Here is a 15,308-nt window from a genome sequence, read left to right as displayed (position 1 = left end):
GCAGCTCCTCCCTGGTACACCGCCGTCATCGCAGCTCCTCCTGGTCGGACCGGGTGCCGAAGGCCGCCAGGATGCGGCTCTCCAGCCGTGTCACGTCCGCCTGGACGACGGCCGGCACGTCCCCGGTGATGCCGAGAACGTGCAGGACCAGCGCTCTCTCCACGGGGTGCACCTCCAGCACCAGGCTGCCCGGAAGCGCCGACAGCGCCACCGTGATGAACACGGTCATGACCTCCGACGACGTGCGCAGCCGTACTTCGACGATCTCGACCGGTGGCAGCGTGCCCAGGCGCAGCGCCCAGAACGCGACCCGGAAGCTGGAGAGCACCAGCTCCGCCGCGAAGACGACCAGGAAGACGGCCGCCGCGACGGGGTGGATCCGGACACCGGTGTCCACTACCGGCAGCGGGAGCAGCCAGACGATGAGCAGCCCGCCCAGCAGGCCGCCGAGAACGTTGCCCACGCTGAGGTCGCCCCAGAGCAGCAGCCAGACCAGGGTGAGCCAGGCCACCTGGGAGAGCGGCACCGGCCTGCCCAGCAGCCGGGGGACGCGCCGCGATCCGCTGCTCCGCCCGGTCATCGCCGGTCTCCGAGCACCGCGGAGATGTACGGCTCACGGACCATCAGCTCACCGGCGGTCCGCCGGGCGAGGGCGGACAGCGGCCCGGCCAGCACGGTGAACGACAGGGCCAGCGCCACCAGGGCCGTGGTGGCGCCGAGCATGGGAGGGGGGATGGTCGCGCTGGTGACGATCTCGCGGCCGGTGATCCCCTCGGTGCCGGACGCCCGGATGACGGGCGTCTCCTCGCCCTCCAGCACGGTCCCCACCTTTTTGATCATCCCGGGTGGCGGGGTCCGCCAGAACGCCTTGCCCCACGTCCTGGCCACGGCGTACAGGGTGAGCAGGCTCGTCATCAGTCCCCCCGTCACCAGGACGAGCGCCATGGGCCTGCCGTCCGCCACCCCGGCCTGGATCAGCGTCAGCTTGCCGAGGAAGCCCGACATCGGCGGGATGCCCGCCAGGTTCATCGCGGGGACGAAGAAGAGCACCGCGATCAGGGGCGCCAGTTTCATCAGGCCTCCCAGCCGGTCGAGCGAGGTGGTGCCGGTGCGGCGTTCGATCAGCCCGGTCACCAGGAACAGGCTGGTCTGCACGGTGATGTGGTGGACGACGTAGAACACCGCTCCGGCCAGGCCCAGGGTCGAGGAGAGCGCGACCCCGAACACCATGTAGCCGATGTGGCTGACGAGGGTGAAGGAGAGCATCCGCTTGATATCGGTCTGGGCGACGGCGCCGAGCACTCCGACCAGCATGGTCAGCAGCGCCGCCCACATCAGCAGGCCGCTGACCGGACCGCCGGGGAACAGCAGCGCCTCCAGCCGGATGATCGCGTAGATGCCGACCTTGGTGAGCAGCCCGGCGAAGAGCGCCGTCGCGGGGGCCGGGGCGGTGGGGTAGGAGTCGGGTAGCCACGCCGACATCGGGAAGATCGCGGCCTTGACCACGAAGACCAGCAGAAGCGTCAGTTCGACCAGCAGCTTCATGTGCTCGGGCAGCAGGGCGAAACGCTGGGCGAGCTGCGCCATCGACACGGTGCCCGTCGCGCCGTAGGTGACCGCGATCCCGACGAGGAAGAACATCGACGAGATCAGTCCCATCACCACATAAGTGGCGCCCGCCCGGATGCGGGACTCGGTCCCGCCGAAGGTGAGCAGCACGTAGGACCCACTGAGCAGCATCTCGAACGCCACGAAGAGGTTGAACAGGTCACCGGCCAGGAAGGCGTCCGACACCCCCGCGACCATGATGAGGTAGGCCGGATGGAAGATCGACAGGGGGGCGATGCGCTCCTGGTCGGCATAGGCCTGCGAGAGGGAGAAGACCATCACGCACAGCGTCACCGCCGAGGAGACCACCAGCATCAGCGTGGCGAGCCGGTCAGCGACCAGGGGGATTCCGATGGGCGCGTCCCAGCCCCCGACGTAGGTCGCCAGCGGGCCGCCGGTGTCGGCCGCCACCAGCAGGACGACCGACACCACCAGCACCACCGTGAGCGTGAACACGCTGATGAGCGCCTGCAGCCTGCTCAGCCGCCCGCCGATGGACAGTTTGAGTCCGGCGGCCAGCAGCGGCAGCACCACCGGAATCGGGATCAGCGCCTCCACGGGAGTTCCCCCCGCGTCACGGGTACGCGATGCCGTCCCTGCTCCCGGCTGTCCGGGTGGCATCCGGTGGGCCGCCCCCGCAGCCGACCCCACGGCCGCCCACCGGCGTCCCGTACGGCGGGCGCTCCGGGCGGTTCCCCCACGGCCTGCGGAGCCGTCGTCATTCGTCCCCCTCCAGATCCGGGTCCTGCGCCCTGGCCTGCCTCTCCCGGTCGGCCCGGATGGCCGCCCGCATCTCCTTGCGCGCCTCGCGCTGGCGGATCCGGAACTGCCTGCGGATCTCCCGCTCCCGCTCGGCCTGTTCCCGCTCCCTGCGGGCGAAGTCCGCGCGCAGCCTGTCGAGCCGTTGCTGCCGGCTCTCCTTGGACGCCTCCTCTGCACGCCGGGCTTCGGCGAGCCGCTCCTCGACCTGCTCGCTGGACAGGCCGGCGTCCTTGTGCGCCTGGAGCCAGCGGCCCAGGCCCACGTTGACGTCCAGGATCTGCCGTTCCAGCTCCTGGGCCTCCCGCTGTTCCCGTTCGCGTCGCGCGTTCTCCAGCCGGGTGAGTTCCGCGCGCTGGTCCCGGACCAGCTTCCGGTAGGCCTCCTGTTTGGCGAGCACGGCCTGGGTGAGCTCCCCGCGTCGGGCGCGCAGCCGTACCCTGCGGTCCTCGGTGTCGTCCTGGACCTCGTCGTCGCCGGTGAGCTGCCAGGAACGGTGGACCATGGCGAGCAGGAACGCGGTGACGCCCAGGGTGATCACGATGGCGGTGAGGATCATCGCCTGCGGCAGCGGGTCGGCCATCCGCTGCGGGGCGGACCGGCCGAGGATCGGCGGCTCCCCGGCGGGCCCGCCGACGGTGAGGATGAGCAGGTTCACCCCGTTGCCGATCAGGATGACACCGACCAGCAGCCGGACCAGGCTCCGTTCCAGCAGCAGCGTCACCCCGGCGGCCACCAGCGTCCCCGACGCCACCAGGGGCAGCAGCGATACGGTCACCGGCCCTCCTCGTCGTCGATCTGCCGGTCCAGTTCGGCGCCGAGGCTGCGCAGGATGTCCTGCGCCATGCCGATCACCGTGAGGTATACCCCCACGTCGAACAGCAGCACGGTGGACAGATGGAGACCGCCGATCAGCGGCACCGTCAGGTCGGCGGAGAGCATGGTCAGCGGTGCGCCACTGGCCGCCAGCCCCCAGAAGGCGGTGACCGTGGACAGCAGGAGCCCCAGGCCGATCAGGATCCCGGCGTTCACCGGCGCCGCGGCGGCCAGCTCGTAACGGCCCCCGGCGAGGTAGCGGACGACCAGCGCGAGCCCGGCCACGATGCCCCCGGCGAACCCGCCGCCCACCGAGCTGTGCCCGGTGAACAGCAGGAAGACCGAGATGAGGACCACCGTGTGGAAGATCAGCCGGGCCACGATCTCCAGGACGACCGCCTGCTGCCCGGCGGGCAGGGTCGCTGCGAGCCAGCGCGTCCGATCCCCCTTCGGCAGCTTGCCCGACGGGCGTTCCAGCGCGTACGTCCGGCGGCGCAGGAAGACGAGGCTGGTCACCCCGAGGGTGAGGACGACCAGCACGGAGCTCTCCCCCATGGTGTCCCACGCCCGGATGTCGACCAGCAGCGCGCTGACGATGTTCGCGGCTCCGGCTCTTTCGGCTGCGGCGGCCATCAGCCTGCCGACCGGCTCCGCCGTGCGGGCGCTCGCCGCCAGCATCCCGGCCCCGACCACCACGGCCCCGATCGCCGCCCCGAGGATAAGGCGACCACCGAAGGGCACCCGGGGTCCGCGCTCCCTCGACCCCACCGGCAGCCTGCGGAGCACCAGCACGAACACCACCAGGCTCAGCGTCTCGGCGAGGAACTGCGTCAGTGCCAGGTCGGGCGAGCCGTGGACGAGGAACAGCAGCGCCACACCGTATCCGGTCAGCCCTCCCAGCAGGGCGAGCACGATGTGCGAACGCACCCGCGGCGCGACCAGGGCCATGGCGATCAGCAGAGCGCCGATGACGGGCTGCTCGACGCGCTCCCACGGCACCACGGCCAGCCGGACGTTTCGGACGGGCCCGTACAGCAGGGAGAAACCCGTGACGCCGACCAGGGAGACAAGGGCGATCATGAGGTAGTCAGGGAGCGAGCCGCGCTGCACGACGCCGGTCAGCTGGAGGGCGGTGCGATCCAGCCCCCGCATGAAGCTCCAGTAGGCGTGGCCGGAGTCGGCCAGATGCAGGATGCGTCCCACCCGCGCCACCACTCCCCCGGACAGGAAGAGGAGCACGCCCGCCGCCAGGGCGGTGGCCGACAGCAGCAGCGGCACGGGCGCGCCGGCCCACAGTGCGAGGTGGGTGCCGTGACCGGGTCCGGCGAAGGTGGGGGTGTAGCTCTCCATGGCGTGGCCGTACCGGCCGGCGAACGGGGCGGCGACCAGGCCGAGTACGGCCAGCAGCGCGGACGGCAGGAACATCGCGGCGGCGATGCGGCGCACGGGGGTCGGTTCCAGGCCGGGACGGTCGCCGAAGGCCCCCCATAGGAACCGCAGGGTGTAGGCGACGGTGAGCGCCGAGCCGGCGACCACTCCCACCAGCGTCCCGGTGTCGGCGGGCCGCCCGGTCAGCAGCGACTCGAACGCGGCCTCCTTGCCGACGAACCCCATGAAGAACGGGATTCCCGCCATCGATGCCCCCGCGGCCACGGACGCCGCGCAGAGCCAGGGCGCCGAACGCCGCAGGCCGCTCAGCTCGCGCAGGTCGCGGGTGCCGGCGCAGTGGTCGACGATGCCGACGACCAGGAACAGCGATGCCTTGAACAGGGCGTGCGCGAGCAGCATGGCGACGCCCGCGAGCGCGGTGTCCCGGGTGGCCGCGCCGAACAGCAGGGTCAGGAACCCGAGCTGGCTCACCGTGCCGTAGGCCAGCAGCCTCTTGAGGTCGTACTCGCGCAGGGCCCGCCAGCCGCCCAGCACCATGGTGAGCAGGCCGAGCGGCACGGTGATCAGCTGCCAGACCGGCAGGTCGCCGAAGGCCGGGCCGAGCCTGGCGACCAGGTAGATTCCCGCCTTCACCATGGCGGCGGCGTGCAGATAGGCCGAGACCGGGGTCGGTGCGGCCATCGCGGCGGGCAGCCACATGCTGAACGGGAAGATCGCCGACTTCGACAGCGCGCCGACGAGGATCAGCGCCAGCGCCACCGCGACCGCCCCGCCGGTCGGCGGGGCGGCGACGATCCGCGAGATCCGGTAGGTGCCGGCCGCCTCACCTAGCACGACCAGGCCGCCCAGCATCGCCAGCCCGCCGAAGGTGGTGACGGTCAGCGCCTGTATCGCCGCCCGGCGGGCCACCCTGCTCGCGGGGTCGTGGCCGATCAACAGATAGGAGAAGACCGTGGTCAGCTCCCAGAAGACGTACAGCAGCAGGAGGTTGTCGGCGACCACCAGCCCGAGCATCGACCCGGCGAAGGCGACCAGCACGCCGCCGAACCGGCCGAGCCCCTTCTCCCCCGCGTCGAAGTAGCGCGCGCAGTACAGCAGGACCAGCATGCCCACGCCGGTGACCAGGAACGTCATGAGCAGGGCCAGTGCGTCGACGCGGAAGGACAACCCCAGCCCCAGCGTGGGAGCCCAATCGTGGTGGGACGCGACCGGCACGCCCCTCAGCGCCACCCACAGCGCGTAGCCGAGCCCGCACGCGGGCGGAACGGCGAGCACGGGGAAGGCGTCACGGCCGAGACGACGCGCCAGCGCCGGGGCGCACACCGCCGCGACGGCGTGCAGGATCAGCAGCGGCTCCATGTTCCCCCGGGCCCGTCGTCGGCCGACTCACCCGAAAGTGCCATGAGAGGCGCGTTTCACCACTGGAACGCGCCGACTGCTTGACGTGAAAAGCCCCCGTTCTTCACCAGCGCATGATCGATTGTCCTGCCGGGTACGGCCTCAGCCCCTCCTGCCGGTGCGGCCGAGCAGCCAGCCGATCACGGCGCTGCCGAGCGCGATGCCCGCGCCCATGCCGAACGCGGCGAGGATCGGCCATGCGGGGGCGCCCGTCGCGGGCCGACCGGCGGGACGCTCGAAGACCCGCCGATCCGGCTCCCGGACGGCGGCGACCCCGGATGCGGTCACCACCGGAGCGGTTCCGGCCGGAGCGGTCACAGCCGGAGCGGTCCCGACCGGGGACGTCGCGGCGGGGGCGGCGGCCGTACCGGAGGAGAGGTGGCTCTCGACGGCGGAGAAGAACTCCCCCGCGGTCCTCTTGGCCACCGAGCTGAGCATGCGCTGGCCGACTCCGCCGATCATGCCGCCGATCACCGCGTCGGCGTCGTAGTCGACCCGGGTGCCGCCCTCGATCTCGCTGAGGCGGATCTCCACCGTGGCCTCCACGGTGCCGGGCGCGCCCTGGCCCCTGGCCTTGAGCACGAAGCGCTGCGGGGCGTCGGGCTCGGACAGCGCGACCTCCCCCTGGTAGACGCCCTTGATCGAGGCCACTCCGGCGGTGACCGTCATCCGGTAGGTGTCGGGCCCCGTCTCCTCCAGGCGTTCGCAGCCCGGGATCGTGCGCACGAGCACGGCCGGGTTCTGGAGCGCGGACCACACACGGTCTCTGTCGATGCCGAGCACGGCACTGCCTGCGAGCTTCACATCACGAACCCTAGGCAATCTCCCGCCGTACGGATAACAGCAACATCTGCCCGCCGGCGTGGCGCGTGATTGGCAGAGAGAAGTACGGCGGGTGACCGTCCGGCGCGGTTGCGCCCCGTGGGCCCTGCCGTGCGGGCCGGTAGAGAGGTAGACCGTCCGGCGTAGCTGCGCCTCGTAGGCCCCGCCGCCGTACGGACCGGCCCGGCCACTCGGCCGCGGGTCTCCGGTCCCCGGTCATCGGGCGGCTGCGGCACCGACCGGTGCCGCAGCCGATCACCCCGGGGTGTCTAGACCGTGGAGCCGCGGGCCCGCAGCGGCGCCCCCACCTCGTGCAGGTGACGCAGCGCCTGGGCGTAGGAGCTGACCAGCCCGCTCTCGAGATAGTCGACGCCCAGCTCCTCGCAGTACGCCCGCACGATCGGCTGGGCACGGCGCAGGTTCGGCATCGGCATGCTGGGGAAGAGATGGTGCTCGATCTGGTAGTTGAGCCCGCCCAGCACCGTGTCCACCACCCGCCCGCCGCGCACGTTGCGCGAGGTCAGCACCTGACGCCGGAGGAAGTCGAGTCGCTCCTCGCCCCGCAGCATCGGCATGCCCTTGTGGTTGGGTGCGAATGTGCAGCCCAGGTAGACGCCGAAGATGGCCTGGTGCAGCAGGAGGAACACCACGGCCTTGCCGGGCGACAGCACCGCGAACAGCGCGCCAAGGTAGGCGATCACGTGTACGGCCAGCAGTGCCGCCTCCAGCCCGCGGCGCCGCAGCGACGGGCGCGTCAGGGCCCGGAAGCTGGACACGTGCAGGTTGAAGCCCTCCAGGGTGAGCAGCGGGAAGAACAGGAACGCCTGCCTGGGGCCCAGGAATCTCGCCAGGCCCCGGCTGGCGACGGCCTGCTCGACCGACCAGATCAGGACGTCGGGTGCGACGTCGGGGTCGTGGTCCTCGTGGTTGGGGTTGGCGTGGTGGCGGGTGTGCTTGTCCATCCACCAGCCGTAACTCATGCCGATGCTGAGGTTGCCGGCCACCAGACCGGCGATCTCGCTGGCACTCCGGGTGCGGAAGACCTGCCGGTGGGCGAGGTCATGGGCGACCAGCGCGATCTGGGCGAAGACCAGTGCGAGGAAGGCCGCCACCAGCAGCTGATACCAGGAGTCACCCACTGCGAAGAAGGCGGCCCAGCCGCCGACGAAACAGACGGCGACGACGCTGAGCCGTAGGGCGTAGTAGCCGTGACGCCGCTCCAGCAGCCCCGCCTCGGCGATCCGGCGTGAAAGCCGGGCGAAGTCGCTGCCCCGCTCTTGGTCTCTCCCGTCTACTGTGCCGGCGGCATCGATCGCGAGCGATTCGGTCACGGTTCTCCTCAGGGGGTCGGAATACCAGACATGTTTAGTTAGCTATTAGCACCATAAATCGGCGTAAAAACCGACCTGCCCAGGATTTCGTAACTATCGGGATCACGAACCCCCGCACCCACCCGGACTTGTGGTAGTGCTGACCCTACCTTGGCGCCCGGCAGAGCTATGGGTGGTAATCAAAGCTTTCCGTAGCGTAAGAAACAGCCCCCGGACAAGCGCCGAACCCGCGAGGACGAGCGGAGGGCCGGGGTCCGCTCGCCGATCCGGTGACAGGACGGCGATCACCGCTGGTCACGGCGGAGGGGATGATCGCCGGGGATCTCGACCAGAACGATGGGCAGGCCGTCGGGATCCTCGATCCACATCTCGATCAGCCCCCACGGCTCACGTCGGGGAGGACGGACCACCTCGACCCCCGCGGCGCGCAACCGTTCGTGTTCGGCGGACAGATCACGGACCTGGAGCCAGAGCGCGGACGTCTCCGCAGCCGCCCCGCCGGACCGGCCGGAGAGCTCGAGGAATCCCTGCCCGAGGAAGAAGACCAGACCCGGGTCGTCGGGAGGTCCGAACTCACGGTAGATCGCCAGCCCCAGGACGTCACGGTAGAACCGGCGGCTGCGCTCGGGGTCGGCGGGGCGCACGAGGATGCGGCTGCTCAGCACCTCCATGCGCCGACCGGCCTCTCACTCCTCCGGGCGCCGACCGGCCTCCCGCGGGCCGGCCCGGTGGCCGGACTCACGGCCACCGGACTCACAGCCGCCGGACTCACGGCCGCCGGGAGGCCGGCACTCCGGAGGTCCCCGTCGGCGACGTCACGCCTCGGTGGGCTTGTCATACCCCTCGTCCTCCCCATGAACGTGATCGTCCGGATCGCCTTCGGGCTGGTTGGCGGGATCGGTGGGAGACGGGGCGAACTCCTCGGCGAAGTCCGGCTCGTCATGATCTTCCGGATTGTCCCGGCGGTCGGCGAGCGGCCGGTTCTCAGCAGGCTGCGACATGTGTCCTCCTTCCCCTCGCCGGGCAGTCTCCCCCCAACGAACCCATCCATGCCTTGCCGCGCCCGCCCCGAAGGCTCGTGCCCCGCTCTGACGGCGGCTCGGCCCGTTGCGGCGCGGTGGACGGGCATCGGGGCCGGGTGTTCGGAAGGTCATCGCGAACTCCGGGCGCTGGCAGGATGGTGGCCCATGACATCGGGGACATGGGGGACATCATGGGCGACCAGATCGGCGGCGGCGTTCATGGCCCTGGTCGCGACCACGGGCTGCGCCGCCGACACCACCGGCGCCCCTCGGGCGGGCGGCGGCCGTACCTCCTCCCCGTCCGCCAGCGCCTCCCCCGCCCCGCCTCCGGGGCCCCCGGGGGCGCTGCCCAGGCCGGGTGAGGTGGGCCGGATCCCCCGGTCCGCCGACGGGCTGCCGCCGGTGATCAGCTCCGTCCCCACCAGGAGGAAGGTGGTCTTCCTCACCATCGACGACGGCTGGGAGCAGGACCCGGGCTTCCTCGCCCAGGTCAGGGACCGGCGGATCCCCATCGCGGCCTTCCTCACCCGTGACGCCGTGGAGGCCAGGGGCACCACCGACCCGACCGCCCAGGGTGGCAGATTCATCGGCGCCGGCAAGTGGGACTACATGCGCGACCTGCGCGACGCGGGGGCGACGATCGAAAACCACACGCTGACCCATCCGAATCTCGTGACACTCGGCTACGACGGGCAGAAGGCCGAGATCTGCGGCACCTCCACGCTGATCCGCAAACACCTCGGCGAGCGGCCGGCGCTGTTCCGGCCGCCGTTCGGCAACCACAACACCCTGACCCGCAGGGCCGCCAAGGCCTGTGGCATCGACGCGCTCCTGCTCTGGACCGCGACCGTGCAGCCCGGCGGGAAGATCGCCTACCAGGTGCCCGACAAGAAGCTCCGCCCCGGCGACGTGCTGCTGCTGCACTTCCGGCCGAACCTGTCGCGGGACTTCCGCATCCTGGTCAACAAGATCAAGCGCCGGGGGTTCGAGCTCGGCAACCTGGACACCTACCTGAAGGCGGCCCTCCGGTGAACGCGGCCCCGGCCAGTACGGCGAGGCGGCGCGTGCCCGGTCCCGCCTCCGCCACCGGGGCCGTGTGACGAAGATCGCAGTGGTTCACGGCGCCGACCCGCCCCATTGCTCTACGGCTTGTAGTACTACTTTTAGTAGAACTACAAGCTGTAGAGCTTTGACGGCGAGGGGAAGATGGACGCACTGGACCTGGCGCGGTGGCAGTTCGGGGTCACCACCGTTTACCACTTTCTGTTCGTGCCCCTGACGATCGGCCTCGGCGTCTTCGTGGCCGGCCTGCAGACCGCCTGGCACCGCACGGGCAAGGAGCACTACCTCAGGCTCACCAGGTTCTTCGGGAAGATCTTTCTGATCAACTTCGCGATGGGCGTGGTGACCGGCATCGTGCAGGAGTTCCAGTTCGGCATGAACTGGAGCGACTACTCGGTCTTCGTCGGTGACGTCTTCGGCGCCCCGCTGGCCCTGGAGGCGCTGCTCGCCTTCTTCCTGGAGTCGACGTTCCTGGGGTTGTGGATCTTCGGCTGGGACAAGCTGCCGAAACGTGTCCACCTAGCCACGATCTGGGCGGCGGTCATCGGCTCCAACCTGTCGGCGTACTTCATCCTCGCCGCCAACGCCTGGATGAAGCACCCGGTCGGCTACGAGGTGGTCGACGGCAGGGCGCGGATGACGGACCTGTGGGCGGTGCTCACCAACTCCAGCGCGCTCGCGCAGGTGCCCCACGTGGTGGGCGCGGCCTTCGTCGTCGCGGGCGGATTCGTGCTGGCGGTCTGCGGCTACCAGGTCCTGCGGGAGCGGCGCGCCGACCCCGCCCCGGCCACGCCGGCCCGGCGGGGTGCGGGCGTCTGGCGGACGCCGATGCGGGCCGCGCTGGTCATGACGGCGATCGCCGGGGTCGTGGTCGCGGGCAGCGGGGACACCTCCGCCAGGCTGCTGTACGAGCAGCAGCCGATGAAGCTGGCCGCCGCCGAAGGACTGCGGCACGACACGGCGGGCGCGCCGTTCTCCCTGGCGCCGGGGGTGGAGGTGCCCCGGTTGCTCAGCCTCCTGGCCGCCCACGACCCGGACGCGGTCGTCCAGGGCACCGAGGACCTGCAGGCCCGGTACACCGAGGAGTTCGGCCCGGCCGACTACCGCCCCAACCTGCCCGTGATCTTCTGGTCCTTCCGGGTGATGATCGTCTTCGGGATGGCCACCGTGGCCCTGTCGGTCCTCGGCCTCTGGCTGACCCGCCGGCGCCGCCGCGTCCCCGGCCCACCGCGCGCGGTCCCCGCGTGGTTCGCCCGCATCTGCCTGCTGGCGCTGCCGCTGCCGACCGTCGCGATGGTCTCGGGCTGGCTGCTCAGCGAGATCGGCCGCCAGCCCTGGACCGTCCAGGGCGAGTTGCTCACGGCGGCGAGCGTGTCGCCCGGCGTCAGCCTCACCGAGGTGGCCGTCTCACTGGCGGTCTTCACCGCCCTGTACGGCGTGCTCGCGGTGGCGGAGGCCGTACTGATCGTCCGCCACGTCAAGGCGGGTCCCGAGCCCGTCTCCCCCGCTCCCCTGGCGCCACCCTCACCCGACGACGAGGACGCGGCCGCCAGGCTCCAGCCGTCCCTGATGTACTGAAGGCGGAAAAATGGAACTCACCACCTTCTGGTTCGTGGTCATCGCGTTCCTGTGGACCGGATACTTCGTCCTGGAGGGCTTCGACTTCGGTGTGGGCCTGCTGGCCCCGGCGCTGTCGCGGAACGAGGCCGAACGCAAGCAGGTCCTCGGCACGATCGGCCCGGTCTGGGACGGCAACGAGGTCTGGCTGATCACCGCGGTCGGCGCGATGTTCGCCGCGTTCCCGGCCTGGTACGCCGGCCTGCTCAGCGGGTTCTACCTGCCGATCGCGCTGGTCCTCGTCGGGCTGATCGTGCGCGGGATCGGCCTGGAGTGGCGGGGCAAGGTCCACCGCCCGTCCGACCTCGCCCGGTGCGATCTGGGCATCCTGGTCGGCAGCGCGCTCCCGGCCTTCCTGTGGGGTGCGATCTTCGCCCATCTGCTGCGGGGAAGCATGACGGCCGCGCTGGTCGGCGGGGTGTTCTCCCTCTCGCTGTGCGTGCTGCACGGCGCCGTCTTCGTCGCTCTCAAGACGTCCGGACCGGTGCGCGTCCGGGCCCGCCGGGCCGCGATGGCCGCTTCCGCGGTGGCGCTGCCCGCCGCGGTGGTGGCGCTGCCCGCCATCCCCGCCGCCGGTACGGCCGTCGCCGGCTGGGCCGCGGACCCCTGGCTGTGGGCGGCCGCGCTGGCCTCGGTGGCGGCGCTGTCCGCCGGGGCCGCACTGACCTGGCGCGGCCGGGACGGCTGGGCGTTCACCGCCACCGCCTCGTCCATCGCGCTGGGCTCCGCCGCCCTGTTCGGTGCCCTCCGGCCTGCTCCGCTGCCCGGCCTCACCATCGCCGAGGCCGCCTCCGGCCCCTACACGCTGGGCATGCTGACTTGGATCGGCCTGGTCGCGCTGCCGTTCGTGCTCGGCTACCAGATCTGGTCCTACTGGGTGTTCCGCAAGCGCCTGGTCGCCGAGGTAGCCTGACCCCCGCCACCATAACGATCTCGCGTTCCGACTCCCGATGTCGCAGTTTGTAAAGGGAATGGGTTGATTTTTCAGGAAAGCTTCTAAAACAATCCTCCCATGACATCCCCCAGCCTATTCCGACAACGGAACTTCGCGCTCCTGTTCGGTGCAGATATGATCAGCCAGGCGGGCACGCAGATCAGCGTGCTCGCCCTTCCGCTGGTCGCGGTAATCACGCTGAAGGCGAGCGAGCTGGACACCGGCCTGTTGTTCGCCGCGCAGACCGCGGCGTTCCTCCTGGTGGGCCTGCCCGCCGGGGTGTGGGTCGACCGGATGCGCAGGCGGCGGATCCTGGTGAGCGCGGACCTGGTGCGGGGCGCGCTGCTGGCCTCGGTGCCGATCGCCTGGTGGCTCGGCGTGCTGACCCTCCCCCAGCTGTACGTTGTGGCACTCGGCATGGGCCTGGCCACGGTCTTCTTCGACATCGCCTACCAGAGCTACCTGCCGAGCCTGATCGACAAGGACCGGCTGATGGACGGCAACGCCAAACTGGAGATCGTCCGGTCGACGGCGGGCGTGGCCGGGCCGGGCCTGGGCGGCGGCCTGGTCCAGCTGATCAGCGCACCGATCGCGGTCCTCGTGGACGCCGTCAGCTTCATCGGCTCGGCCCTGTTCCTGTGGCGGATCGACACCACCGAGAACGTGCCGGACCGCGCGGCGCGGCAGGGACTGCTCAAGGAGATCGGTGAGGGACTGCGCTACGTGGCCGGTCACCGCATCCTGCGGATGATCGCCGCCTCCACCGCCATCGCCAACCTCACGAACGGCATGCTCGCCGCCGTTGAGATGATCTTCCTGACCCGGGTGGTGGGCCTCTCCCCCGGCGTGATCGGTCTGCTGTTCACCGTGGGATCCTTCGGCGCGCTCCTCGGCGCGATCCTGGTGGGCAGGGTGAGCCGCCTGATCGGCTCGGCTCGGATCATCTGGCTGTCCCCCCTGCTGACCGCCCCGTTCATGTTCCTGGTGCCGCTCACCACGACCGGCTGGCGAACGGGGCTGTACCCGGTGGCCATGTTCATGCAGAGCATCGGCGTGGTGCTCTACAACGTCGGGCAGGTCAGTTTCCGCCAGAGCGTGACCCCCGAGAACATGCTGGGCCGGATGAACGCCACCATGCGTTTCGTGGTCTGGGGCGTCCTTCCCCTCGGCGGCCTGATCGGAGGAGGGCTGGGCGAGGTCCTCGGAGCCCGCACCACACTGTGGATCAGCGCCGCACTGGCCCTGCTGGCCGTGGTCCCGCTCCTGCTCTCCCCGCTGCGCACGATGCGCGACCTGCCCGCCCCGGACGAGGTCCGCGCCTGACGGACGGCAGCCGCAGCCGCGGAGCCGGCGCCTGAGCGCCCGCGAAGGGGTGCGGAGTCAGCGCCTGACCGCCCGGAAGACGGTGACGAGCACCGCGGCGGTCAGGCCGATCACCGGCGCGGCCGGCACCCCGGCCAGGGCGAGCGCGGTGGCCAGGACGGCGGCCGGGACCCAGGACCAGACGGAGATCAGGCGAGGCGTGCCGCCACGACGGCGACGCCACGCCTCGGCCACCATCGGCACCACGAGCGGCGGCAGGGCCGCGGCGAGCACCGACAGCCAGGGCAGGAGGTAGAGGTCGAAGCGGAGGACGGCGAGCAGCGTGCCGGGAACCGCGACGGCGAGCAGGGCCGCCGCCCTGGACAGGCCCGGCCAGACCGACTGGATCGCCAGAGCGCCGGAGTAGGTGGTGGTCAGACTCGGGGCGAAGACCGCCGCGGTGACGAAGAGATTGCCGAACGCGGCCACGCCGCCGGCACCCGCCAGCGTCGCGACCACGTCGGGTGACCCGGTGCGCAGCCACACGCCGGCTCCGGCCACGGCCGCCAGCGACGCCGGCACCACCAACAGGGCCACGCACACCAGCAGATCCCGCCGGCCGGCGAGGCCGCGGCTGAAGTCCGGGGCCCGCAGCGCGAAGACCGCGACGTATCCGACGAGGACCGCGACGTCGGGCAGGATCCCGTGAACGTCCGCGGTGACCGGCGGCGCCGGAGGACTCAGCCTGGCCACGCAGAGGGCGACCAGAGCCAGCGCCGCCAGCGTGGTGACGACCGAGATCCGGTTACCCAGCCGGCCCGACGCGTAGGAGGCGGCCAGCACCCCGGCCGCCAGCAGGACGGCTCCCACCGGTCCCGGCAGGGAGGTCACGGTCCCGAGCGAGGCCCCGCCGAGCCCCACGTTGAAGCCGTTCCAGCCGATCATGGCCAGCGCGAGCAGGACGCCGACCACGGTGCGGGCCACCGGGGGAAGGTAACCGGGCGCGACCTCCGCCAGCGTCCCGCCCTCCCCGTGGGGCGGGCGCAGGCCGAGCAGGCCCTGGCCGTACAGGAGGGCGGCCATGAGCGCGGCGCCGAGCACGATGGCGACGACGGGGACCGCCCCGCCGTGCCGGTCGGCCATCGCGGCCCCCATGGTGAGCGTCGCGGGGGCGGCGCCCAGCCCGAGCCAGGCTCCGGCCACGCCGGTCCATCGCCGCCCGTCCCGATCCGCCGCTGTGGCCGTCAT

At 71.3% G+C, this 15,308-nt stretch carries 13 protein-coding genes; 4 read left to right on the top strand and 9 right to left on the bottom strand.

What is annotated here, in order from left to right; genetic code table 11:
- Positions 1 to 25: 25 nt before the first annotated feature.
- The 8 genes from OHA77_RS34300 to OHA77_RS34265 form a co-directional block, all read right to left on the bottom strand.
- A complete protein-coding gene (locus OHA77_RS34300; protein WP_406313459.1) occupies positions 26 to 580 on the bottom strand; it encodes a Na+/H+ antiporter subunit E in 555 nt (184 codons plus the stop codon).
- The gene (locus OHA77_RS34295; protein WP_406313458.1) at positions 577 to 2,166 is read right to left on the bottom strand and encodes a Na+/H+ antiporter subunit D; all 1,590 of its coding nucleotides are present in this window, start codon (positions 2,164 to 2,166) and stop codon (positions 577 to 579) included. The genes OHA77_RS34300 and OHA77_RS34295 overlap by 4 nt, the downstream gene beginning before the upstream one ends.
- A 160-nt stretch (positions 2,167 to 2,326) precedes the next feature.
- A complete protein-coding gene (locus OHA77_RS34290) occupies positions 2,327 to 3,145 on the bottom strand; it encodes a Na(+)/H(+) antiporter subunit C (RefSeq protein ID WP_406313457.1) in 819 nt (272 codons plus the stop codon).
- A complete protein-coding gene (locus OHA77_RS34285) occupies positions 3,142 to 5,931 on the bottom strand; it encodes a Na+/H+ antiporter subunit A (RefSeq protein WP_406313456.1) in 2,790 nt (929 codons plus the stop codon). Before OHA77_RS34285 ends, OHA77_RS34290 begins: the two co-directional genes overlap by 4 nt.
- Positions 5,932 to 6,072: 141 nt before the next feature.
- Positions 6,073 to 6,774, bottom strand: a complete 702-nt coding sequence (locus tag OHA77_RS34280) for a carbon monoxide dehydrogenase subunit G (protein ID WP_406313455.1) — start codon at positions 6,772 to 6,774, stop codon at positions 6,073 to 6,075.
- A gap of 287 nt (positions 6,775 to 7,061) precedes the next feature.
- Positions 7,062 to 8,123, bottom strand: a complete 1,062-nt coding sequence (locus tag OHA77_RS34275) for an acyl-CoA desaturase (RefSeq protein WP_326824060.1) — start codon at positions 8,121 to 8,123, stop codon at positions 7,062 to 7,064.
- A 284-nt stretch (positions 8,124 to 8,407) separates the two neighbouring features.
- On the bottom strand, positions 8,408 to 8,794 hold the full coding sequence (locus tag OHA77_RS34270; protein ID WP_406313454.1) for a VOC family protein: 387 nt from the start codon (positions 8,792 to 8,794) through the stop codon (positions 8,408 to 8,410).
- 144 nt (positions 8,795 to 8,938) lie between these two features.
- A complete protein-coding gene (locus OHA77_RS34265) occupies positions 8,939 to 9,124 on the bottom strand; it encodes a hypothetical protein (RefSeq protein WP_406313453.1) in 186 nt (61 codons plus the stop codon).
- 186 nt (positions 9,125 to 9,310) lie between these two features.
- Here OHA77_RS34265 and OHA77_RS34260 point away from each other — a divergent pair, with 186 nt between their 5' ends.
- The 4 genes from OHA77_RS34260 (at position 9,311) to OHA77_RS34245 (ending at position 14,081) form a co-directional block, all read left to right on the top strand.
- A complete protein-coding gene (locus OHA77_RS34260) occupies positions 9,311 to 10,177 on the top strand; it encodes a polysaccharide deacetylase family protein (RefSeq protein ID WP_406313452.1) in 867 nt (288 codons plus the stop codon).
- Positions 10,178 to 10,351: 174 nt separating this feature from the next.
- The gene (locus OHA77_RS34255) at positions 10,352 to 11,785 is read left to right on the top strand and encodes a cytochrome ubiquinol oxidase subunit I (protein WP_406313451.1); all 1,434 of its coding nucleotides are present in this window, start codon (positions 10,352 to 10,354) and stop codon (positions 11,783 to 11,785) included.
- Between the two features lie 10 nt (positions 11,786 to 11,795).
- A complete protein-coding gene (gene cydB, locus OHA77_RS34250) occupies positions 11,796 to 12,737 on the top strand; it encodes a cytochrome d ubiquinol oxidase subunit II (RefSeq protein WP_406313450.1) in 942 nt (313 codons plus the stop codon).
- A 156-nt stretch (positions 12,738 to 12,893) separates the two neighbouring features.
- A complete protein-coding gene (locus tag OHA77_RS34245; RefSeq protein ID WP_406313449.1) occupies positions 12,894 to 14,081 on the top strand; it encodes an MFS transporter in 1,188 nt (395 codons plus the stop codon).
- A gap of 57 nt (positions 14,082 to 14,138) precedes the next feature.
- On the opposite strand, the gene OHA77_RS34240 is transcribed toward OHA77_RS34245, so the two are convergent.
- Positions 14,139 to 15,308 carry a hypothetical protein gene (locus tag OHA77_RS34240; RefSeq protein ID WP_406313448.1) on the bottom strand — a complete coding sequence of 390 codons (1,170 nt, stop codon included), beginning with the start codon at positions 15,306 to 15,308 and terminating at the stop codon, positions 14,139 to 14,141.

The organism is Streptosporangium sp. NBC_01639 (assembly GCF_045209755.1).
Taxonomy (GTDB): domain Bacteria; phylum Actinomycetota; class Actinomycetes; order Streptosporangiales; family Streptosporangiaceae; genus Streptosporangium.
Note: the sequence above shows the minus strand (reverse complement) of the source record. Positions and strands in the feature narration are given on the sequence as shown.